General features: G+C 70.9%; 25 protein-coding genes. 17 read left to right on the plus strand and 8 right to left on the minus strand.

Annotation, left to right across the window (positions count from 1 at the left end; genetic code table 11):
* Positions 1–42: 42 nt before the first annotated feature.
* From OHS70_RS19605 to OHS70_RS19625, 5 genes are all read right to left on the minus strand, one after another.
* Positions 43–1,503 carry a HAMP domain-containing sensor histidine kinase gene (locus OHS70_RS19605; RefSeq protein WP_328399085.1) on the minus strand — a complete coding sequence of 487 codons (1,461 nt, stop codon included), beginning with the start codon at positions 1,501–1,503 and terminating at the stop codon, positions 43–45.
* Positions 1,500–2,231 carry a response regulator transcription factor gene (locus tag OHS70_RS19610; protein ID WP_328399086.1) on the minus strand — a complete coding sequence of 244 codons (732 nt, stop codon included), beginning with the start codon at positions 2,229–2,231 and terminating at the stop codon, positions 1,500–1,502. The genes OHS70_RS19605 and OHS70_RS19610 overlap by 4 nt, the downstream gene beginning before the upstream one ends.
* 21 nt (positions 2,232–2,252) lie before the next feature.
* Entirely contained in the window at positions 2,253–3,275 is a 1,023-nt protein-coding gene (locus OHS70_RS19615; protein ID WP_328399087.1) for a S1C family serine protease, read from the minus strand.
* A gap of 155 nt (positions 3,276–3,430) precedes the next feature.
* Positions 3,431–4,453 carry a LacI family DNA-binding transcriptional regulator gene (locus OHS70_RS19620; RefSeq protein ID WP_328399088.1) on the minus strand — a complete coding sequence of 341 codons (1,023 nt, stop codon included), beginning with the start codon at positions 4,451–4,453 and terminating at the stop codon, positions 3,431–3,433.
* A gap of 23 nt (positions 4,454–4,476) precedes the next feature.
* Positions 4,477–5,256: a response regulator transcription factor gene (locus OHS70_RS19625; RefSeq protein WP_328399089.1), complete on the minus strand. Its 780-nt coding sequence runs from the start codon at positions 5,254–5,256 to the stop codon at positions 4,477–4,479.
* Positions 5,257–5,984: 728 nt separating this feature from the next.
* Between OHS70_RS19625 and OHS70_RS19630 the strand changes: the two genes are divergently transcribed.
* The 7 genes from OHS70_RS19630 to OHS70_RS19655 all read left to right on the plus strand — a co-directional run bounded on the left by OHS70_RS19630 (position 5,985) and on the right by OHS70_RS19655 (position 10,344).
* The gene (locus OHS70_RS19630) at positions 5,985–6,239 is read left to right on the plus strand and encodes a MoaD/ThiS family protein (protein WP_328399090.1); all 255 of its coding nucleotides are present in this window, start codon (positions 5,985–5,987) and stop codon (positions 6,237–6,239) included.
* Entirely contained in the window at positions 6,175–7,389 is a 1,215-nt protein-coding gene (locus tag OHS70_RS19635) for a hypothetical protein (protein WP_443062623.1), read from the plus strand. The genes OHS70_RS19630 and OHS70_RS19635 overlap by 65 nt, the downstream gene beginning before the upstream one ends.
* A 200-nt stretch (positions 7,390–7,589) precedes the next feature.
* The gene (locus OHS70_RS19640; protein ID WP_328399092.1) at positions 7,590–8,339 is read left to right on the plus strand and encodes an LmeA family phospholipid-binding protein; all 750 of its coding nucleotides are present in this window, start codon (positions 7,590–7,592) and stop codon (positions 8,337–8,339) included.
* Between the two features lie 220 nt (positions 8,340–8,559).
* Positions 8,560–8,643 carry a putative leader peptide gene (locus OHS70_RS39085; protein WP_356909327.1) on the plus strand — a complete coding sequence of 28 codons (84 nt, stop codon included), beginning with the start codon at positions 8,560–8,562 and terminating at the stop codon, positions 8,641–8,643.
* 167 nt (positions 8,644–8,810) lie between these two features.
* On the plus strand, positions 8,811–9,650 hold the full coding sequence (locus OHS70_RS19645; protein ID WP_328399093.1) for a sulfurtransferase: 840 nt from the start codon (positions 8,811–8,813) through the stop codon (positions 9,648–9,650).
* A gap of 33 nt (positions 9,651–9,683) precedes the next feature.
* The gene (locus OHS70_RS19650; RefSeq protein ID WP_328399094.1) at positions 9,684–9,971 is read left to right on the plus strand and encodes a DUF1416 domain-containing protein; all 288 of its coding nucleotides are present in this window, start codon (positions 9,684–9,686) and stop codon (positions 9,969–9,971) included.
* 112 nt (positions 9,972–10,083) lie between these two features.
* Positions 10,084–10,344, plus strand: coding sequence for a DUF3099 domain-containing protein (locus OHS70_RS19655; RefSeq protein ID WP_328399095.1), 261 nt, complete (start codon positions 10,084–10,086; stop codon positions 10,342–10,344).
* Positions 10,345–10,393: 49 nt separating this feature from the next.
* On the opposite strand, the gene OHS70_RS19660 is transcribed toward OHS70_RS19655, so the two are convergent.
* Positions 10,394–10,756 carry a DsrE family protein gene (locus OHS70_RS19660; protein WP_328399096.1) on the minus strand — a complete coding sequence of 121 codons (363 nt, stop codon included), beginning with the start codon at positions 10,754–10,756 and terminating at the stop codon, positions 10,394–10,396.
* A 114-nt stretch (positions 10,757–10,870) separates the two neighbouring features.
* Here OHS70_RS19660 and OHS70_RS19665 point away from each other — a divergent pair, with 114 nt between their 5' ends.
* The 6 genes from OHS70_RS19665 (at position 10,871) to ygfZ (ending at position 15,902) form a co-directional block, all read left to right on the plus strand.
* Positions 10,871–11,914, plus strand: a complete 1,044-nt coding sequence (locus tag OHS70_RS19665; RefSeq protein ID WP_328399097.1) for a hypothetical protein — start codon at positions 10,871–10,873, stop codon at positions 11,912–11,914.
* The gene (locus OHS70_RS19670; protein WP_328399098.1) at positions 11,911–12,735 is read left to right on the plus strand and encodes a hypothetical protein; all 825 of its coding nucleotides are present in this window, start codon (positions 11,911–11,913) and stop codon (positions 12,733–12,735) included. Before OHS70_RS19665 ends, OHS70_RS19670 begins: the two co-directional genes overlap by 4 nt.
* Positions 12,732–13,607 (plus strand): hypothetical protein, encoded by an 876-nt coding sequence (locus OHS70_RS19675; RefSeq protein ID WP_328399099.1) that lies wholly within the window; start codon positions 12,732–12,734, stop codon positions 13,605–13,607. The genes OHS70_RS19670 and OHS70_RS19675 overlap by 4 nt, the downstream gene beginning before the upstream one ends.
* Before the next feature lie 232 nt (positions 13,608–13,839).
* Positions 13,840–14,412 carry an FABP family protein gene (locus OHS70_RS19680; protein ID WP_328399100.1) on the plus strand — a complete coding sequence of 191 codons (573 nt, stop codon included), beginning with the start codon at positions 13,840–13,842 and terminating at the stop codon, positions 14,410–14,412.
* A gap of 53 nt (positions 14,413–14,465) precedes the next feature.
* Positions 14,466–14,903, plus strand: coding sequence for a Fur family transcriptional regulator (locus OHS70_RS19685; protein ID WP_328399101.1), 438 nt, complete (start codon positions 14,466–14,468; stop codon positions 14,901–14,903).
* A 9-nt stretch (positions 14,904–14,912) separates the two neighbouring features.
* Positions 14,913–15,902 carry a CAF17-like 4Fe-4S cluster assembly/insertion protein YgfZ gene (gene ygfZ, locus OHS70_RS19690; RefSeq protein WP_328399102.1) on the plus strand — a complete coding sequence of 330 codons (990 nt, stop codon included), beginning with the start codon at positions 14,913–14,915 and terminating at the stop codon, positions 15,900–15,902.
* A gap of 52 nt (positions 15,903–15,954) precedes the next feature.
* Here ygfZ and dtd read toward each other — a convergent pair whose 3' ends face one another.
* A complete protein-coding gene (gene dtd / locus OHS70_RS19695; protein WP_328399103.1) occupies positions 15,955–16,392 on the minus strand; it encodes a D-aminoacyl-tRNA deacylase in 438 nt (145 codons plus the stop codon).
* 161 nt (positions 16,393–16,553) lie between these two features.
* Between dtd and OHS70_RS19700 the strand changes: the two genes are divergently transcribed.
* Positions 16,554–17,324, plus strand: coding sequence for an RsiG family protein (locus OHS70_RS19700; protein WP_443062624.1), 771 nt, complete (start codon positions 16,554–16,556; stop codon positions 17,322–17,324).
* A gap of 102 nt (positions 17,325–17,426) precedes the next feature.
* Positions 17,427–18,671 (plus strand): GNAT family N-acetyltransferase, encoded by a 1,245-nt coding sequence (locus OHS70_RS19705; RefSeq protein WP_328399104.1) that lies wholly within the window; start codon positions 17,427–17,429, stop codon positions 18,669–18,671.
* A gap of 80 nt (positions 18,672–18,751) precedes the next feature.
* Here the strand turns inward: OHS70_RS19705 and OHS70_RS19710 are convergent, their stop codons facing one another.
* On the minus strand, positions 18,752–18,922 hold the full coding sequence (locus OHS70_RS19710; protein WP_328399105.1) for a hypothetical protein: 171 nt from the start codon (positions 18,920–18,922) through the stop codon (positions 18,752–18,754).
* Between the two features lie 240 nt (positions 18,923–19,162).
* Between OHS70_RS19710 and OHS70_RS19715 the strand changes: the two genes are divergently transcribed.
* Complete coding sequence (locus OHS70_RS19715) at positions 19,163–20,050, plus strand: GntR family transcriptional regulator (protein WP_328399106.1); 888 nt, start codon at positions 19,163–19,165, stop codon at positions 20,048–20,050.
* A 150-nt stretch (positions 20,051–20,200) separates the two neighbouring features.
* Complete coding sequence (locus tag OHS70_RS19720) at positions 20,201–20,929, plus strand: HAD family hydrolase (RefSeq protein WP_328399107.1); 729 nt, start codon at positions 20,201–20,203, stop codon at positions 20,927–20,929.
* Positions 20,930–20,949 lie beyond the last annotated feature (20 nt).

Below are 20,949 nucleotides of genomic sequence, written 5' to 3' on the forward strand. Positions count from 1 at the left end.
AAGACGGTCCGTCTCGTGAGGTTGTGGCGGGTGGCGCTACGGTCAGGAGCTCGCCGGTGGCAAGGTCGCCGCGCCCGGCAGGCTGATCAGCGCACACGTGCCCCCACCCGGTGCCGGTACCAGCCTGATCCGGCCGCCTGCCTGCTGCACCGTACGGGCCACGATCGACAGCCCGAGACCCGAGCCCGGCAGTGCCCGCGCCGACGGCGAGCGCCAGAACCGCTCGAAGACATGCGGGAGTTCATCGGCAGGGATGCCCGGCCCGTGGTCGCGCACCGACAGCTCGCCGCCCCGCAGGGTCACCTCGACCACCCCACCCGGAGGCGAGAACTTGACCGCGTTGTCCATGACGTTGACCAGGGCCCGCTCCAGCGCAGCCTGTTCGGCCCGTACGTACCAGGGCTCCAGCTCCGTACGGAACACCAGCTCGGGACCGCGCAGCCGGACCCGCTCCAGTGCCGCCTGGGCGACCTCGTGCAGCGCGACGACCAGAAGCTGCCCCCGTGCCGCGGCGTCCGGCCGGGACAGCTCCTGCAGATCCCCGATGAGCGAGGCCAGTTCGGTCATCTGCGCCTTCACCGAGGCCATCAGCGCCCGGCGGTCGTCGGGCGGTATCGCCCGGCCGGTCTCCTCACTGCGTGTCAGCAGTTCGATGTTGGTGCGCAAGGAGGTGAGCGGGGTGCGCAGCTCGTGGCCGGCGTCGGCGATCAGCTGCTGCTGGAGATGGCGCGAGGACGCCAGCGCGGCGGTCATCGCGTTGAACGAGCGGGACAGCCGCGCGATCTCGTCGTCGCCCTCGACCGGGATGCGCACGCTCAGGTCCTCGGTCCGGGCCACATGCTCGACCGCGCCCGTCAGTTCGTCGACCGGGCGCAGCCCTGTGCGGGCGATCCAGGCACCTGCCGCGCCCGCGCCGAGCACGCCGATGCCGGAGACGACGAGCATCAGCAGAGCCAGGTAGTTCAGGGTGCGTTCGGTGTCGGTGAGGGGCAGGGCGAACATCACCGCGGTGTCCTCGACGACGGCGCCGCCCGGCCCGTCCACGACGGCCGGGCGCGTGAGCACCCGGACCGGGACCCCCTTGGTGTCCTCGGTGTTGCGGTACGACTCGACGTCCGGGTCCCCCGCGCGCGCCACCTGCCGGTCGCTGTCCTCGACCGGGATGATGCCGGCGGAGTCGGCGAAGACGCAGGGCCGCTCGTCGGTCGTCCGGGCGAGCTGGAAGTAGTAGAAGGAGACCGGCCTCGGGCCTCGGACCTCGTCCGGCTGCGGCGGCTCGACCGGCTCACGGGGGCAGCTGCGCAGTGCCGCGAGGATGTTGATGGCCTGCATCTGCGTGGCCCTGCTCACCGAGTGCAGCTTTGCGTCGACCTCGTCGTACAGCTTGTCGCGCACGATGAACCAGCACGCCGTGGACACCACCGCCACAGCGATCGCCACCGCCGTCGCCACCAGCAGCGCCAGCCGGGACCGCAGGGGCAGCGCCCGGAATCTGCTGATCACTCGGAAGACCCCTCCCGCAGCGCGTAACCCACGCCCCGCACCGTGTGGACCAGCCGCGGCTCGCCGCCCGCCTCCGTCTTGCGCCGCAGGTACATGACGTACACATCAAGTGAGTTGGAGCTCGGCTCGAAGTCGAAGCCCCACACGGCCTTCAGGATCTGCTCACGGGTGAGCACCTGGCGCGGATGGGCGAGGAACAGCTCCAGCAAGGTGAACTCCGTACGCGTCAGCTCGACGGCGCGCCCACGGCGGGTGACCTCGCGGGTCGCCAGGTCCATCCGCAGATCCGCGAACGTCAGTACGTCCTCCTCGGCGGGTGCGGGACCGGCTGCCGACGCGTAGGAGCTGCGCCGCAGCAGCGCCCGGACACGGGCGAACAGCTCGTCCAGCTCGAACGGCTTGACCAGGTAGTCGTCGGCGCCCGCGTCCAGGCCCGTGACACGGTCGCCGACCGTGTCACGGGCGGTCAGCATCAGGATCGGTACGCGCGAGCCCGCGGAGCGCAGCCGGCGGGCGGCGGTCAGGCCGTCCATCCGCGGCATCTGGATGTCGAGCACGATCAGATCGGGCGCGCACTGTGCCGCCCGGGCGAGCGCGTCGAAGCCGTCGACGGCGACCTCGGTGGCGTACCCCTCGAAGGCGAGCGACCGCTGGAGCGCCTCACGCACGGCGGGTTCGTCGTCGACGATCAGGATGCGCTCGCGGTCGCTCTCGGGGGAGGTGGTCATGGCGCCAAGCCTTGCACGTCGTCACGCGCCCGAACCGGAACGCAGGCTGTCCAGGTCCGCCTTGACGGTGTCGACGGGGATGGCGAAGCCGAGGCCGACGCTGCCCGCCGTGGAACCCGTGGCGGAAGAGTGCGAGTACATGGCCGAGTTGATGCCGATGATCTCGCCGTTCATGTTGATCAGCGCACCGCCGGAGTTGCCGGGGTTGAGGGAGGCGTCGGTCTGGATCGCCTTGTACGTGGTCGTGGAGTCGCCGGTGTCGCCGTTGAACTGCTGCCCGCCGAACTCGAAGGGCCAGCCGTCGCGCGGGTCCTGCTGCTGCCCCTGCCGCTGGTCCTTCTCCTGGTCCTTGGCCACCGTGACATCCCGGTCGAGCGCGGACACGATGCCGCTGGTGACGGTGCCGGTCAGGCCCTCGGGGGAGCCGATCGCGACGACCTCGTCACCGACCCTGACCTTGCCGGAGTCGCCGAGCGTCGCGGCCGGCAGCCCCTTCGCGCCGTTCAGCTTGATGAGGGCGAGGTCCTTGTCCGCGTCGGTGCCGACGGTCTCGGCGTCGTACGTCTTGCCGCTGCTGAGCCGGACCGTGATGGACGAGGCGCCGGCGATGACGTGGTTGTTGGTGATGATCTCGCCGTCCTTGGTGATGATCACGCCGGAGCCGGTGGACTTCCCGGAGGGCGAGGTGGCGTTGATCTCGACGATGCTCGGCGAAACGGCCTCGGCGACACCGGCGACCGTGCCCTTGCTGCTCTGCGCCACGGTGGTGCCGGTCACCGAGGTGCCGCTGCCGGCAGGCCGGTCGCCGTAGTACTCGCCGACCAGCGCGGACACGCCGCCGCCGATGAGCGCGGCGGCGATGGCGACCGCGGCCATCAGCGCGACGGGCCGCTTGGCCCGGGCCCGGTGCACGGGGGCGGGAGCGGGGCTGTGGGCCGGTCCCGGCTCATAGGGCGGAGGGGCCGGGAAACCGCCGCCTCCGTACTGCTGCCACTGGGTCCGTCCCTGCGCGTCATCTCCGCCACTGCGGTAGTAGTCCGTCATGGAAGGAGTCTCGGGCGGGTCCATGAGAAAACTCTGAGTACGCCCTGAGAAGGGCCGCAGAACCCTTTATGCCCGTTTACGGTCCGAGGCCGGCGTACCTGGGGCAGGCACGGCGGCCCCCGTGGCCGGTGGGGAAGCGGCGCCCGCGGGGCGGGTCAGCCGCAGCCGCAGGAGCGGCGGATCACCAGGCCCGAAGGGAACTGCTTGACCCGCTCCCTGCGGGAACCCGCCACCCGCAGGCCGTCGTCCAGCACCAGGTCCACCGCCGCACGGGCCATGGCCGGCCGGTCCGACGAGATCGTCGTCAGCGGAGGATCGGTCAGGGCCGCCTCCTTGACGTCGTCGAAGCCCGCCACCGCCAGTTCGCCGGGAACGTCGATCCGCAGCTCGCGCGCCGCCCGCAGCACACCGAACGCCTGGTCGTCCGTGGAGCAGAAGATCGCCGGTGGCCGCTCGGGCCCCGACAGCAGCTTCAGTGCGACCTGGTAGGCGTCGTACCGGTTGTACGGGGCCTGGAACAGCCGTCCCTCGGTCGAGCGGCCCGACTCCAGCATCGCCCGGCGCCAGCCCTCGACGTGGTCCGCCACCGGGTCGCCGACCGCCGGGGTGTTGTCGACGCCGCCGAGACAGGCGACGTACTCATGACCGTGCTCCAGCAGATGGCGGGTGGCCAGCTGTGCACCGCCGATGTCGTCCGTCACGACCGCGACGTCGTCGATCGCCTCGGGCCGCTCGTGCAGCAGCACCACCCGGGCGTCCCACGCCTCGATCTCGGCCGCGGCCCGCTCGCTGGGCCCCTGGCTGACCAGGATCAGCCCGGAGACCCGCATGCCGAGGAAGGCCCGCAGATAGTGGACCTCGCGTTCGTCGCGGTAGTCGGAATTGCCGACCAGCACCATCTTTCCGCGCTCGGCCGCGGCCTGCTCGACCGCATGGGCCATCTCGGCGAAGAAGGGCTGCCGGGCGTCCGGCACGATCATGCCTATGAGGTCGGTACGCCGTGACGCCATCGCCTGGGCAACACGGTCCGGCCGGTAGCCCAGCTCCTTGATGGCGGCGAGTACCCGCTCGCGCGTGGCCGGGGCGACCGGCCTGGGTCCGTTGTTGATGACATAGCTCACGACGGCGGTCGAAGTACCCGCCAGTCGCGCCACGTCGTCCCGCGTCACCTTGGCCACGCGCGAAGTCTACGCGTGGTGACCTACCTCTGGGCAGGGCGTACGGCTGCTTCCGCCACCTCGAGGTCGTCCTCCGTACGGGCTATGGCCGCCGCGCCCTTCGCCTTGGCCTCCTCGGCCGCCCGTTCGACCTTCTCCGGCACCACGAAGCGGTAGCCGACGTTGCGCACGGTGCCGATGAGCGACTCGTGCTCCGGACCGAGCTTGGCGCGCAGCCGCCGTACATGGACGTCGACCGTGCGCGTACCGCCGAAGTAGTCGTAGCCCCAGACCTCCTGCAGCAGCTGCGCCCGGGTGAAGACCCGGCCGGGGTGCTGCGCGAGGTACTTCAGCAGCTCGAACTCCTTGAAGGTCAGGTCCAGGACCCGGCCCTTGAGCTTGGCGCTGTAGGTGGCCTCGTCGACCGACAGATCACCGTTGCGGATCTCCATCGGGGAGTCGTCGGAGATGATCGACTGGCGGCCCATCGCCAGCCGCAGCCGGGCCTCGACCTCGGCCGGGCCCGCGGTGTCGAGCAGTACGTCGTCGATGCCCCAGTCCGCGGTGACGGCCGCGAGGCCGCCCTCGGTGACCACCAGGATCAGCGGACAGCCGGGTCCGGTGGAGCGCAGCAGCTGGCACAGCGACCGCACCTGCGGCAGATCGCGCCGGCCGTCGACAAGGATGACGTCGGCACCCGGGGTGTCGACGAGAGCGGGGCCCTCGGCCGGGGCCACCCGCACGTTGTGCAGGAGCAGGCCGAGTGCGGGGAGCACCTCCGTCGAAGGCTGGAGGGCATTGGTCAGGAGCAGCAGAGAGCTCATCGCGCCCCACCTGCCTGGAGCATGCTGGTCGTCCTGGTCGTCCTGGTCGTCCTGCTGTCGTCGTGCACGGATCGCTCGCCCATAACGTCGGTTCCTCCTCGGTCCCTTCGAGGACGTTCTGCGGCACTGCTTCGTACTGGAGACTCTCGCGCCCTGAGAGCCGTTTCCCGCCACGTTCACCCCCCTGTAACAACAGGTGGGAAAACACGAAAGGACCCGGGGGCTGCATTGCCCGGATCCTCTGTCGAGCAGAATAGCCCATATGGCTTCCGCGGCGGGGGGCCGATTTCACACTGTGGACGTATTCCGGATCACGTCCGGCCCCTGTCACGCAACTCTTCATGCCTGCGTCGGGGCCGTGCTCGAGGCGCACCACAAGCCCCGCAAGGCCGGTTCCGCCGACGCCGACGCCGTCGTCACCTTCTGTTTCCGTGCATACGGCCGATCGAGTGGCCGGATCCGGCCACCGCGCTCGCGCGACGCCGCCGGTGGCCGCCGGCCCGTGGAGGCACTGCCCACGCCGACGGCCGTGGGTGAGGCGGCTCCGTGGCACTCGGCCGCGGCAGGGGGCGTGCGGAAGCATGGATGGATGCACTCGGCGCGGTGAGCGCCCCCCGTGCGGCGCACTGATCACGCATGACGCCCAGGTGCCTGTGCCCGTGCTTCCCGCTCCCGGCGCGTAGACCATCATGGAGGGCGGCGCGCACATGAACGAAAGGAGTGCCGCTATGGCAGCGGGCACGATCCGCTACTGGGCCGCGGCCAAGGCGGCGGCCGGAGTCGCGGAGGAGCCGTACACCGCAGGGACCCTCGCCGAGGCGCTCGACGCTGTCCGCGAGCGCCACCCGGGCGAGCTTCCGCGTGTACTCCAGCGGTGCTCGTTCCTGGTCGACGGTGACCCGGTCGGAACCCGTGGCCATGAGACCGTACGGCTGGCCGAGGGCGGCACGGTCGAGGTGCTCCCGCCGTTCGCAGGAGGGTGAACCGCACAGCATGAGCAGCGACGAGCAGTATCCGTACGGGCAGCACGATCAGCAGCAGCCCGCGCCGTATCCGTACCAGGATCCGTACCAGGACCCGTACCAGCAGGGCCAGGGGCATCGCCAGGATGCCCACCAGGCGCCGCAGACCCCGTACCAGGACCCCGCGGCGACGCAGACCTGGCAGGGCGACACCTGGGACACGCAGTACCAGCCGGTCGTCCAGGCCGCGCACCAGACGGGCGCCCCGGCCGAGACGGCGTACGTGCCGCAGCGCATGGCGTCGCACCCGCTGCCGCCCGAGGCCCCCGCGGCGTACGAGCCGCAGCAGCAACCACCGGCCCCGGCGGTCGGCCCTGACGGCTACAGCCCGCCCACCACCGGCGGCAACGCACGGATCACCGACGCCCAGCGGGCCCGCGCCGAAGGCCGCTCGCCGATCATCGCGCCGGGCATGCAGCCGGCCGGACTGACCGCTGCCCTGGGCCTGCTGCTGGCAGCCGGTGCCGCCGTCGGCCCGTACGCACTGCTCGTCCCGCTCGTCCTGCTCCAGGCGGTCACCGCGGCCGGCTGGTTCCGGCTGAACGGCATGTGGCCCGCCCGGCAGGGCATCGCACTCGCCTTCGCGGGCGGTCTCGCGGCCGACGCCGCGCTGCTCGTCGCCGGCAAGGAGCACGCCCCCGCGGCGATCATCGGCGCGCTCGGTGTCTGGGTGCTGCTCACCCTGGTGCTGCAGTTGCGCAGCCTCGCGGGCGCCGATGAGCGGATGTACGGGCTGATGGCGACCGTCGTGTCGGCGGCGCTCGCCATCCTCGCGACGGGGCATCTGGCCGCGGCGGGCGAGGCCGTGACCGTCGGCTCGGTCGCCGTTGCCGTGGCCGTGCTCGCCCGTGCGCTGCCGCTGCCGGGCGCCGGGTCCGTCGCGGTGTCGCTGCTGGCCGCGGCCGGCGGCGGTGTCGCGGCCGGTGCCCTGACCGGTATCGGCGCCGGCGGAGCGCTGCTCGGGCTCGCGGCCGGGGTGTGCGCGCTGATCGGTCTGCGGGTGGCGAGCTACGACTACCCGTCCCGCTTCGTCCATATGACGGCGGGCGTGGCGCTGCCGCTGACCGCGGCGGCTCCGGCCGTGTATCTCCTGGGCCGCGCGCTGGTCTGAACCACCCCCCGGGGTCCGCTGGTTGGAGCGAATCCCGCGATGCGCACGGAACGGATCCCGCAACGTGCACAAGCGGCCGCCGAGGAACCATCGGCGGCCGCTGTTCGTCGATCACTGAGCAGAAGCAGAAGGCGTCGTCCGGACTGATTCAGGCTCTCGGGCCTCCGGGTGCCTCAGACCAGGGTGGGGGACACCAACAGATGCGTGCAGTGCGAATACTGCTGATCGTCGCGGTCGTGCTCGGCGGGCTCTTCGTCGCCGCGGACCGGCTCGCGGTGAACATGGCCGAATCGGAAGCGGCCGACAAGATCAGGAGCAGCCAGGGGCTGCCTTCCTCGCCTGACGTCTCCATCAAGGGCTTCCCCTTCCTCACGCAGGTGATGGGCAAGGAATTCGACGAGGTCGACGTCAGCCTTTCCGGAATTACTGCCTCCGCGGGCGGTCATTCGGTGAATGTGACCGAGGTCAAGGCCGAGCTGCTCGATGTGCGCATCGACAGCAGCTATTCGTCCGCCACCGCCGGCCGGGCCGACGGCTCCGCCCGGATCGCCTACGCCGACCTGACCAAGTCGGCACCGAAGGGTGCCACCGTGAGCTACGCGGGAGCGGAGCGGGCGGCCAAGGGCCAGGTCAAGCTCACGGGCCCGCTGAGCGAGCTGCTCGAGGGCGCGGGCGTCCCGGTGCCCGGGGCGGTGCAGGCGCTCATCCAGGGCCGCATGGTCTCCACGTACAGCACCGTCAGTCTCAAGGACGGCGGCACGGTGCAGCTGAAGGCCGAGTCGCTTCCGTCGCTGCCGGTGCCGGGCTTCGACGAGAAGCTGCGCGAGGCCGTCGACTACGACCTGAAGATCGAGGGGCTGCCGTCGAGCGTCAAGCTCGACAAGGTCGAGGCGACGGAGGACGGACTGCGGTTCACGGGGACGGGCAAGGACGTCTCGCTGGTCGGCTGACGGCCCCGGGCCCGTCCGGGGCCCGCGAAACAGGCGAAATGACCATCGGCCGCATGGTGAGACGGCAGTGTCCGGTGGGTAGAAGGGGACGAGGCGCACGCGGCCGCGCAGGCCGCAGCGGCGCGGCCCGCCCCGTTTTCGTATCGCATGGTGGATGATCGTGTCTCACAATACGACACGCCGGTGACATGGCCGCCGGGTCGTCCCTACGATCGGACCCATGAAGCAGCGACAGGCGGACCTCACGAAGCGGCGGGCAGTAGACCTGTGCCGCGTCGCCGCCATGCTCTGTCGCACTGCCTGAGCGGGAGCTCGGCTCCCTCCCTCCACGCCCCGGAAGGGGCGTGTGGGGACGCCCATCCGGCCCTTGCCACTGTCAGGGCCCACCCCCTGTGCCGGTTCACCGCGCTGTTCGCGTACCCGCACACCCTCGCGCATCACCCGCCGCACACTGCCCCGGAGGAGAAAAGCATGAGCCGCAGCGAAGTCCTGGTAGACGCCGACTGGGTCGAGGCCCACATCGACGACCCGAAGGTCGCCATCGTCGAGGTCGACGAGGACACCTCTGCGTACGAGAAGAACCACATCACGAACGCGATCCGCATCGACTGGACCAAGGACCTCCAGGACCCGGTCCGCCGTGACTTCATCGACCAGGAGGGCTTCGAGAAGCTCCTGTCGGAGAAGGGCATCGCGAACGACACCACCGTCATCCTCTACGGCGGCAACAACAACTGGTTCGCCTCCTACGCCTTCTGGTACTTCAAGCTGTACGGCCACAGCGATGTCCGTCTCCTCGACGGCGGGCGCAAGAAGTGGGAGCTCGACTCCCGCGACCTGGTCGCCGAGGTGCCGACCCGTCCGGTCACCGAGTACAAGGCCAAGGCTCAGGATGCCTCCATCCGCGCCTTCCGCGATGACGTCGTCGCCGCGATCGGCAGCCAGAACCTGGTCGACGTGCGCTCCCCCGACGAGTTCAGCGGCAAGCTGCTCGCCCCGGCGCACCTGCCGCAGGAGCAGTCGCAGCGCCCCGGACACGTGCCGAGCGCCCGCAACATCCCGTGGTCGAAGAACGCCAACGACGACGGCACCTTCAAGTCGGACGACGAGCTCCGCGAGCTCTACGCCGACGAGCAGGTCGACCTGGCGAAGGACACCATCGCCTACTGCCGCATCGGTGAGCGCTCCGCGCTGACCTGGTTCGTGCTGCACCAGCTGCTCGGTGTCAAGAACGTCAAGAACTACGACGGCTCGTGGACCGAGTACGGCTCCCTCGTCGGCGTGCCGATCGAGCTCGGCGCGAACAAGTAATCCCGGAACCCCGACCCTAAGGACAGAAAAGATATGTGTGGAGCGCAGGTCGGCGGCCCCGACGCCTCGACGATCAAGCCCGGTGAGACGACCATCCAGGGCCAGGTGACCCGTGACGGCCAGCCCGTGACCGGTTACGTGCGCCTGCTGGACTCGACCGGCGAGTTCACCGCCGAGGTTCCGACCTCGGCGACCGGACAGTTCCGCTTCTACGCGGCCGAGGGCACGTGGACCGTCCGTGCACTCGTGCCGGGCGGCACGGCGGACCGTACGGTCGTCGCGCAGACGGGTGGCCTCGCCGAGGTCGCGATCGCCGTCTGACGCCGAGCTTCCTTACAGCTCAAGAACCGGCCGCAGGGCCGCACCCCAGGGGGTTGGACGCTTCCTGAACGGGGTGCGGCCCTGCGGTCATGTGCGGTCGTACGCTGGTGGTATGTACGCGCGGCGGCGGCGTATCTACCTGTGGATGATGGCGGGGTGCCTGGTGCTTTTCGTGGGCGCCTGGGCCGTGGTGCGTCTGTGGTCGGTGCCGGTCGCGGTCGGGATGTGCGTGGTCGCGATGGTCATCCCGCCGGTCGCGGCGATGATGGCCAACCGGCGCGGGCCGGAGGACCGGTGGTGGGACGATCCGTCGGGCGATCCGCAGTCGGACGAGTGGTGGGACGAGCTCGACGGCAAGAAGCGGCACCAGTAGACCGCCGCGGCAGGACGGCGCCGGTGGACCGGCCCCGAGCGGACCGGCCTCAGTAGACCAGGGCCTGCACGTCCTCCGCCATGATCTCGCTGACGAACACCTGCGCACCGGCGATCCGTACGCCCGTCAGTACGTCCTTCTCCGTGATGTCCCGCCGGGCCGCGCACTGGGTGCACAGGGTGAGCCGGCCGCCGGCCAGGACGGACTCGAGCAGCTCGGGCAGCGGCGCGGCATGCGGCAGCTCGAACTCGGCCGCACGCCCCGGCAGCGCGAACCACGCGGACTCGCCGGTCAGCCAGAGGCTGACCTCCACGCCGCTGGCGACGGCGACGGCCGCCACGGTGAAGGCCTGAGAGCAGCGCTCGGGGGCGTCGGCCCCGGCGGTCACCTTGATCACGAGCTTCTTCGCCATATGCCGAACTGTAATGCGCGGAGCTACAACCCCTGTGACAGCCGGGCTGTCTGTTGAGTGCGCAACTAAACGGAAGCTGCGCCTCAGGTCTCGTGGGGGGACACCCTTTTGGACATGCAGCACAACCGGGCGCCGCAGGACGCAGCGCCCGGCACACCACCTCCGGACCCGGCCGCCGCGGACGTGGCCGTCGAGGAACCGGTCGCCGACGCGCCGGTCACCACCGAGGCCGTTGCCGAGCAGGCCCCCGATGCGCCGCCCGCCGCCCCGCAGCCGGCGGCTGAGCAGGACGCCGGGCCGGCCGTCGACGCGCCGGCCACGGAGCCGGCCGGCTCCGGGACGGCCGCCGAGCAGGCACCCGTCGCCCCGGCTCTCGTCGTGCCCGCGGCGGACGCCGAGCCCGGTGGTGACGCCGCCGGGTCGCCTGCGCGTACCCGGCCTCGGGGGCGGACCGCCCTCATCGTCGCGGTCGCCGCGCTGCTCGGTGTCGTCGGCGGGACCGCCGTCGGCTACCGGGTACAGGCCGACCGGGAGCCGACGCCGCTGGCCGCGCTGAACCAGCCGGGACTGGCGTACCCGGCGAAGCCGCTGCCCGAGGGCAAGGAACCGGAGCCGCTGTCGGCCGCGGACGACCGGCAGGTCAGGGCCGACGGCGACCTGCGCAAGCTGCTGTTGCGCAAGCCGTCCGGTGCCCGGGACTCCAGGTCCTGGTGGCTGGACGACGGCTATGTGAACACCGCGTCGTACGCACTCGACTTCGAGAGCGAGGACTACATGTTCGAGACCCTCGTCGACACCGGCATCCGCCGGATCGCGGCGACGGCCTGGGAGCAGGGCGCATACCGGGAGACGACGATCCGTCTCGTCCAGTTCAACTCGGCACCCGGCGCCATCGAGCACGCCGAGGGCCAGCGCGAATACATGCCGGAAAAGGACGAGTACGGCGCCGGCAACGACGGTGATCCCCTGAAGGGCAGCGGCAACGGCCGCTACTACATCTACAAGCCCCAGTACAAGGCGGGCTATCTCCCCTACCACCGGGCGCGGGCCGTCTTCCAGCGCGGCGACGTCATGGTCGACATCAACATCTTCGACACGAGGTCCATCAGCAAGAAGGACATCCGCACCCTCGCCGAGCGTCAGCTGGAGCGCATGTGAACCCCGAGCACGATCCTGCGGCCGCGGAGCCGTCCGCCCGGCCGTCCGCTCCCCCGTCCCGTGTGCGCCGCATCCGTCGCATCATCGGCATCGCGCTGCCCGTCGCCCTCGTCCTCGGGACCGTCGGCGGCGGTCTCGCGTACACCAAGGTCACCGTCGACGACGCCGATCGCACCGCACCGACGGCCGTCTGGGAGAAGGCCGACGGGAGGCCGGCCGAGGACCCGGCGGGCGACGTGAGCCGGGGTAGGGCCTCGACCCCGCTCAGCAAGCTGCTGCTGCCCGTACCGGCCGGCTACCACCTGGGCCCGGACATCGAAGGTCACGGCAACGACAGCGAGCTCAGCGCCCAGCAGGCGACCGCCCTCCTGAAGGAGGAGGGGCGCGGCCTGTCCGGCAGGCAGCGCCGGAACTACGAGCGGGGCATGGACAAGCTCGGCGTCCAGGGCATCGCCCTGCGCTCGCTGGCGTCGGACGAGGGCGACCTCCTCGTCGAGATCCAGGTCACGCGGATGAAGAACAAGAAGCAGCTCCACGACCTGTTCGAGCTCAAGACGGAGCTGTCGCAGCTCCTTCGGTTCCCCAAGGGACCGGCGATCAAGGGCCACAAGAAGTCGGCCTGCTTCCTGATGCCGCAGGAGAACAAGGACCTGCCGGAGAAGGAGAAGTCGAAGCTCGACGCGATGGCGTGCTCGGCGTACGACTCCGAGCTCCTGGTGAGCGTCACGGCATCCGGGACCAAGCCGTTCGACAAGGCCGCGGTCGCCGAGCTGGTGAAGGCCCAGCTCGACCACATCTCGTCCCCGGGAGAGTACGTATGAGCGAGCAGATCACCGCGCAGGAAGGGCAGCCCGCGGCCGCTCTGCCCGTGCCGGCGGAGCCCGCCGTGCCGGCCGGCGCCGCTCCCGTGGTCCCCGCCCAGGCCAAGGACCGCCCGGGCCGGGGGCGCGTCCTGCGCGCCGTCGCCCGGTGGACCGTCGCGGTGCTCGTACTCGGCGGCGTCGGAGCAGGGACGGCGTACGGCATCGCCGGCCTGGAGCGCACCGACGTCCCCGGGCTGGCCACGCAGGGCGACGGCCGCTGGGCGTACCCGAAGTTGTCGCTGCCGGCCCTCGCCAAGGACCAGCCGCGCCCCTACACCGACGGCAACGTCGACGAGATCCACTACGCGGACCTGCGCAAGCTCCTGCTGCCCGCGCCCACAGGGGCGAAGCCGGACAAGAAGCTGAACGGCGGCTGGGTGACCGACGACCGGTTCGCCGCCGAGTACGCCCCGGACGAAGGCGGCGACCTGCGGCAGGCGCTGGACGACTACGCCGTGCGCCACATCGCGGCGCGTGGCTGGACCATGCCCGACGGCACCCGCACGGCCGTCTATCTCCTCCGGTTCGACTCCACCGGCACGGCCGAGTCGTTCAAGGACACCGAGATCGACCTCGGCCTGGCGTCCGGCAGGGCGCTGGCGGGCGAGCCGACGCTCGAGATCGACGCCGACTGGGACAGCTCGGGCGAGGTGGAGAACACCTCGACCTACGTCTACGGGGAGGCCAAGCCGTACGGCCGCGAGCACACCCGTCAGGCCTACGTCGTGGCGGGCGACACCGTCGCCCTGATCGTCCAGGCCCGCAAGGGCGGGGCCGCCGCGGTCCCGTTCCACCAGACGGTGATCCTGCAGAACCAGTTGCTCGGCTGATCGCCTGGAGGCCGACCTCACGCAGAGGGCCGGGTCCCAGCCCACTAAGCTGGGATCCGGCCCTTCTGCCTTCAGCCGCTCATCCGAGGGAGCACTCCGTGATCATTTTCTTCGAGACTCTGCTGGCCCTGGTCTGCGTCGGTGTGCTCGCCTTCACCGTTCTCGCCGTGAAGAAGCTGTACCAGGGTCAGCGCTGAACCTCCCGTACCCCTACTGACCGACAGAGCTGCTCATGATCGAGATCCCGTCCGACCTCAACCCGGACCTCGTCCCCCTCGCGTTCCTCCTCGGCACGTGGGAGGGCGCGGGTGTCTCCGACTACCCCGGCGCCGAGAAGTGCAACTTCGGCCAGTCCGTCACCTTCAGCCATGACGGCCGGGACTTCGTCGAGTACGTCTCGCGCTCCTGGGTCCTGGACGCCGAGGGCAACAAGGTCCGGCCGCTGGAGAGCGAGAGTGGCTACTGGCGTATCGACAAGGACCGCAAGGTCGAGGTCGTGATGGTCCGCGACCAGGGCATCGTGGAGATCTGGTACGGCGACCTCGCGGACAAGAAGCCGCAGATCGACCTGGTGACGGACGCGGTCGCGCGCACCGCCTCCGCGGGTCCCTACAGCGGCGGCAAGCGGCTGTACGGCTATGTGAAGGGCGACCTGATGTGGGTCGGCGAGAAGGCCACCCCCGAGGTCCCGCTGCGCCCGTACATGTCGGCGCACCTGAAGAAGGTCGTCACCGCGGAGGACGTCCAGTCCTGGGCCAAGGACCTCGGCGACCTGCCGGACGACGGCATCGCCTTCTTCAGGTAGGCCGGTCCGGAGGACTCCCCGGCAGGCGGGGGCCGCTGCCTACACTGGGGGGCGTGGTGAGCATCGACTGGAAGAGCGATCTCCGGCAGCGCGGGTACCGCCTGACGCCGCAGCGCCAGCTTGTCCTCGAGGCCGTCGACACCCTCGAGCACGCCACCCCGGACGACATCCTCGGTGAGGTGCGCAAGACGGCGTCCGGCGTGAACATCTCCACCGTCTACCGGACGCTGGAGCTGCTCGAGGAGCTGGGGCTGGTCTCGCACGCCCATCTCGGGCACGGCGCCCCGACCTACCACCTCGCCGACCGTCACCATCACCTCCACCTCGTGTGCCGGGACTGCACGGAGGTGATCGAGGCGGATGTCGACATCGCCGCCGACTTCACCGCGAAGCTGCGTTCCACCTTCGGTTTCGAGACGGACATGAAGCACTTCGCGATCTTCGGCCGTTGCCGGGACTGCACCGCGAAGGCCGCCTCCCCCGAGTCGTAGGCTGGCTCCATGCAGCAACACTCACCGACAACAAGCCCCCTGTTGTCCCTGCCCGGCGCCGTGCCCGCCGAAGGGCGCGACGAAGGGGTCGCCGCGCATTACGGCGACCTGTTCCGCGAGCAGCGGGCCCTCGCCGGCGGCAAGGGCTTCGTCGACCTCTCGCACCGCGGGGTCGTCACCGTCACCGGCGACGACCGGCTGAGCTGGCTGCATCTGCTGCTCACCCAGCATGTGAGCGATCTGCCGCCCGGACAGGCCACCGAGGCACTGATCCTGTCCGCGCACGGCCATATCGAGCACGCCCTGTATCTCGTCGACGACGGCGAGACGGTCTGGGCGCACGTGGAGCCGGGGACGCAGGAGGCGCTGATCGGCTATCTGGAGTCGATGAAGTTCTTCTACCGGGTCGAAGTCGCGGACCGCACAGCGGAGTTCGCGGTGGTGCATCTGCCCGCGGGCTCCATCGCCGAGGCCCCGGACGGGGTTGTCGTACGGGAGACGGCGCACGGCCGCGATCTGTTCCTGCCCCGCGCCGACCTGGAGTCGTACGCCACGGGAGGTCTGGGGGGAGCGCCCGCCGGGATCCTCGCGTACGAGGCGCTGCGCATCGAGAACCACCGGCCGCGGCTCGGCTTCGAGACCGACCACCGCACCATCCCGCACGAGCTGGGCTGGATCGGCAGCGCGGTCCATCTGCAGAAGGGCTGCTACCGGGGCCAGGAGACCGTCGCACGCGTCCACAACCTGGGGAAGCCGCCGCGCCGGCTGGTGTTTCTGCACCTGGACGGCAGCGAGGTGCATCTGCCCGGGCACGGCACTCCGCTCAGGCTCGCCGCGGACGGTGACGCCGGCCGCCAGCTGGGCTTCATCACCACCTCCGGCCGCCACCACGAGCTCGGTCCGATCGCGCTGGCCCTGGTGAAGCGGAATGTGCCGTTGGACGCGGAGCTGCTCGCCGGGGACACGGCGGCCGCGCAGGAGACGGTCGTCGAGCCGTAGCCCGGCGCGCCGCCTCCCGGCGCGGAGATCCGCTCCGTCCCCAGGAAGCCCGCTACATGTCGATGAGCACGGTGAACGGGCCGTTGTTGGTGAGGGACACCCGCATCTGCGCCCCGAACCGGCCCGTCTCCACATGGGCGCCGAGGGCGCGCAGCTGCGCCACCACCTCGTCGACGAGCGGCTCGGCCACCGGGCCCGGTGCCGCCGCGTTCCAGGTGGGGCGGCGGCCCTTGCGGGCGTCGCCGTAGAGGGTGAACTGGGAGATCACCAGAAGCGGCGCGTTCACGTCGGAGCACGACTTCTCGCCCTCCAGCAGCCGGACGGACCAGAGTTTGCGGGCCATCTGGGCCGCCTTCTCCTTCGTGTCCTCGTGGGTCACCCCCATCAGCACACACAGCCCCTCGCCGACGATCTCACCGACGGTCTCCGGCCCGGACTCACCCGGGACGACGACGCTCGCGCCGTCCACCCTCTGTACCACTGCACGCATAGGGACCAACCTAACGGGGCTGGGCCAACGGGGCTGAAACCGGTGACGTCCACCTGCGTCGGGACCTGCCGCAGTGGCACGATGCAACAAGGCGGTGCATCCCCCCGGTCCTCCGGGCCTGGGGAGACCCCATGCACCGGTCGAGGGGACGGTCTACGCATATGAGCACATCCGGCAACGGGCAGGCGCCCGGTCCCGTATCCGCGCCGTCGGTGACCGCGGCACGCCTGGCCGCAGGCGCCGCGCGGCCGCCCCAGCAGCGCACCGAGGCACAACTGCCCGAGTCGCTGCCGCATACGGGGGCGCAGTCGCCCGATGTCCCGGTGCACAGGGGGGCCGAGCTGCCCGAAGACGCTCCCGGCGGTGCGGGGGAGCTCCCCGAGCCGCTGCCGCGGACCGGCCCGGGCCTGTCCGGACAGCCACGCCGCGCCGGACCGGTACTGCCGGAGCTCCCGCAGCCCGACCTCGGTGCTCTGCGGCTGCCCGAACTGCGCGCGCTGCGCCGCGACTCGCAGCGGGACGAGGCCGACCTCAGCTACGTACGGCGGCTGGTCCAGGGCCGGATCGACATCCTGCGGGCCGAGTTGGGGCGGCGCGCGGACCCGGAGTCTCCGGTGGTCGACCGGCTGTCGGAGATCCTCGCCGACGTGCCCTCGCGGCGCGGCTCGTCCGCGCGCCATGTCACGCTCTCCACGCCGCGCGGCGAGGAGTACCGGCGGCTCGCCGACGACGTGCTCGACGAGGTCGGTCTCTCCGACCTCGACGCCCGCACGGACGAGGAACTGCATACCGCGATGGGACGCCTGCTGGGTTACGAGCAGAAGGTCTCGCGCCGCCGGCAGCAGCTCCAGCGGACGGCGGACGACTGCAGTGCCGAGATCGCCCGCAGGTACCGCGAGGGCGAAGCGCAGGTGGACGACCTGCTCAGCTGAGGCCGCCTTTCCCGGCGTGGGTGCGGGCCGTGTTCCGCGGGGAGTCCGCTCCTGCGGAAATCCGGGTGCGGCCGCCTCGGGGCGCCACCTAGCGTGGGGCACATGAGTGTCGAAACCCGTCTGATCACCGAGTCCGAATTCCCCGACTGGCTCCGGGCTCTGGCCACCGGGTTCCTGCGCCCGCCGCTGATCTCGGACGAGGAGGTCTCCGACCGCAGGGCCGCCATGGATTTCGGCTGCGTCCGGGGCGCGTTCGACGCGGGGCGGTGCGTGGCGACGTTCCGGTCCTTCGCCCAGGAGATCACCACGGTCGGCGGGGCGGCACTGCCGGCCGCCGCGGTCACCAACGTCACCGTCTCGCCGACGCACCGGCGCCGCGGTCTGCTCAGCCGGCTGATGGCCGCCGAGCTCGCCGAGGCGAAGGAGCGGGGCGATGTCGTCGCCACGCTGATCGCCGCCGAGTACCCGATCTACGGGCGGTACGGCTTCGGTCCGGCCGCCTCGACGGCCGAGTGGGCCGTCGATGTCCCGCGCACCGGCCTTGACCCGCGCTGGTCGGGCCCGGCCGGCGGCGGCCGTATCGACCTGGTCGACGGCACGGACGTACGCAAGGCAGGACCCGAACTGCACCGTCGGTTCGCGGCCCGGCAGCACGGCGCGGTCAGCCGCGACGAGCGCTGGTGGCAGGTCAGGACCGGCCAGGCCGGCCAGTTCGACGGGGCCTGGCGGGAGCCCTTCTACGCGGTGCACCGCTCGGCGGCCGGCGAGATCGACGGAATGGTCGCCTATACGGCGGACGACAAGTGGGGCGACGGGAAGCAGCCGCTGAACACGGCCTCGGTAGGCGACCTGATCGCTCTGACCTCTACGGCCGAGCGGGCCCTGTGGGAGTTCGTGTGCTCGGTGGACTGGGTCACGACGGTGAGGTCCGGCTTCCGGGCCACCGACGACCTGCTTCCCGACCTGCTGCCGGACCCGCGCGCGGCGCGGGTGGTGACGCAGGCGGACTTCCTGTGGCTGCGGATCCTGGATGTCGTACGGGCCCTTGAGGCACGTACGTACGCGACGTCCGCGTCGCTGGTCCTGGACGTCCAGGACGCCTCGGGTCTGGCCTCGGGCCGCTTCCGGCTGGATGTCGCCCCGTCGGGGGCGACCTGCGCGCCCTGTGCCGAGCCGGCGGACCTGACGCTGGACGTACGGGAGTTGGGCGCGCTGTACCTGGGTGACGCGTCCGCGGTACGCCTGGCGGCGCTCGGACGCGTCGAGGAAGGCCGTGCCGGAGCGGCGGCGGTGGCGGAGGGGCTCTTCCGGACGGCGCGGCGGCCTTGGTGCCCGGACGTCTTCTGAGGGCCGGCCGCTGGTGAACTGCTCGCGTGCAGAGGCCGGTTGCGTGGTGGACGGCTGGTGGTTCCTGAGCCGCTGACGGCTCAGGAACCGGTGGGTGCCACGACGGGGGCCACCAGCAGGACGCCTCCGATACCGGCGATGGTGGCGTTCTCGGCCTTCAGGCCGAGGGTCAGCAGGGCGAGTCCCAGCGCGGCGGGCACGCCGAACCGCCATTGCACGTACTGCTCGATGACAAGAGTGATCAGGGGCACGGCGATCCCTCCTCATGGTGGGGAGTGGAACGGCACAGGGATTGCGGATGGATCCGCGCGCGGCACCCGTACGACGGTGGACGGGCGAGCAGGGAGAGCGAGCGACGGGGGAGTTGGAACGTCGCACCAAGTTGGTCAAGTTGGTCGCCAACTTCATAGAAGTTGTCCCCACTTGAGTGAGATAGATAAACGACTTGCAGGTAACTCCCTTTAAGTGGTCCGAAGTTGTAGCGTGTTGGTGTGACCGATGAGCACCGTGGAGCAGGCGGTGGCGGAACCGACGCGCCCTCACCCGCCGAGGTGGCCGCTGTCCTTGCCGAGCGCATCCGCGGCGGGGTCCTGAAGGCCGGCGAGCGGATGCCGACGCAGGAGCACCTGGCCCAGGAGTTCCACGTCGAGAGGCGCGCCATCCGGCAGGCCCTGGATCTGCTGCGGGGCGACGGTCTGCTCGCCGCAGGCGGCAAAGGGGCCCCGGCCCGGGTCGTCGTGCCGTCCGCGGCGGACTCGGCCCTGGAGGAGCCCCGGCAGACCGCCGCTGCTCTGGGGCCGCGGATCATGGAGGCGTTCGAAGCACGCCGCGTCCACATCGACGCCATCTGTCTGACCGCGGAGTCCCTCACGCTGGCGCTCGCCGAGCCGCTGCGGCTCGTGCACACGGGCCGGATCTGCCCGCAGTCCGTCCACGTCCGGGTGCTCGTACCGGCGCGCGACCTGAATGTCGCGTTCCCCCGGCCGGCGGAGGAGTCCGTCGATCAGGACGCCGTGCACGAGCACTGGCTGTCGCGGCGCAACGCCCACGGCAGCGCGCTGCAGCTCAGCCTCCAGGCTCTGACCACCCGCGGGATCGACGTCGACGTGACACTGAGGTCGCTGCCCTTCACCCCGCTCACCAAGCTGTATCTGCTGAACGGCACGGAGGCGCTGTTCGCGTACTACAACGTGAAGCGGCGCACGGAGCGGATCGGCGGCACCCCGTCGCCGATCTTCGACGCGCTCGGCAGCGACTCGGTGCTCTTCGCCTTCGAGAAGCACGGGGCGCGGCGGGACGAAGCCTTCGTGGCGCAGTCGCAGGCGTGGTTCAACAGCCTCTGGGAAACGCTCGCGACCGACATAGCTCCCGACGGCTGACCGCCTGCCGCTCGGGCGGGTGCTGCCGGAACCTCGTCAACCGACCGGCCGGTCAAGGCTGTTGCGGGCACTATGGAGGTGAGGGCTCCGGGAAGTCCGGCCTCTGCCCCCGACGGACGGAGCGATGTGACTGGCTCGCACGGACACGTTGTGCCCCGGCTCTTCAGGGCCGCCAAGTGCATTCTCCTCGATTTCGACGGGCCGGTCTGCGATCTCTTCCACGGCCATCCCGCACCGCGGGTCGCCGCCGAGCTCCGGGGCTGGATCAAGCGCAACGTCCCCGGTGAGGTGAGCGTGGCGGAGGGGGCCGAGGACGATCCGCTGGCGCTGTTGAGGGCCACGGCCGAGCAGAACCCGGACCGTGACCTGGTGCGGGAGATGGAGCAGCGGCTCACCGAACTCGAGGTGCTCGCGGCGCGGACCGCCCGGCCGACCGAGGGAGCGGACCTGCTCATACGCGGACTCGAGGCACGCGGCTACCTCCTCGCCATCACGACGAACAACTCCGAGCGCGCGGTCCGGAACTATCTCGACCTCTGGGACCTCACGCATCTCTTCCACGGGCGCATCCACGGCCGCATGCCGAATCCGGCCCTCATGAAACCGAACCCGTACTGCCTGACGCGGGCGCTGAGGTCGACCGGGGTGACGGCGGCCGAGGCTCTGATGATCGGGGACTCGGCGGCGGACGGCGAGGCTGCCGAGAAACTGGCCGTCCCCTTCCTCGGGTTCGGGCGTACCGCGTCGAAGGGTCCCGTGCTCCGTGCCGCGGGAGCGGTCGAGGTCGTCCCGACGATGTCGGAGCTGGTGCCGATGCTCGACGGACTCGATCCGGATCTGCCGTTCGACGGCGCACCGAGCAGAGCCCAGGCGACGTGAGTTGGCCGGACTCATCGGCC

This window comes from Streptomyces sp. NBC_00390 (genome assembly GCF_036057275.1).
Taxonomy (GTDB): Bacteria; Actinomycetota; Actinomycetes; order Streptomycetales; family Streptomycetaceae; genus Streptomyces.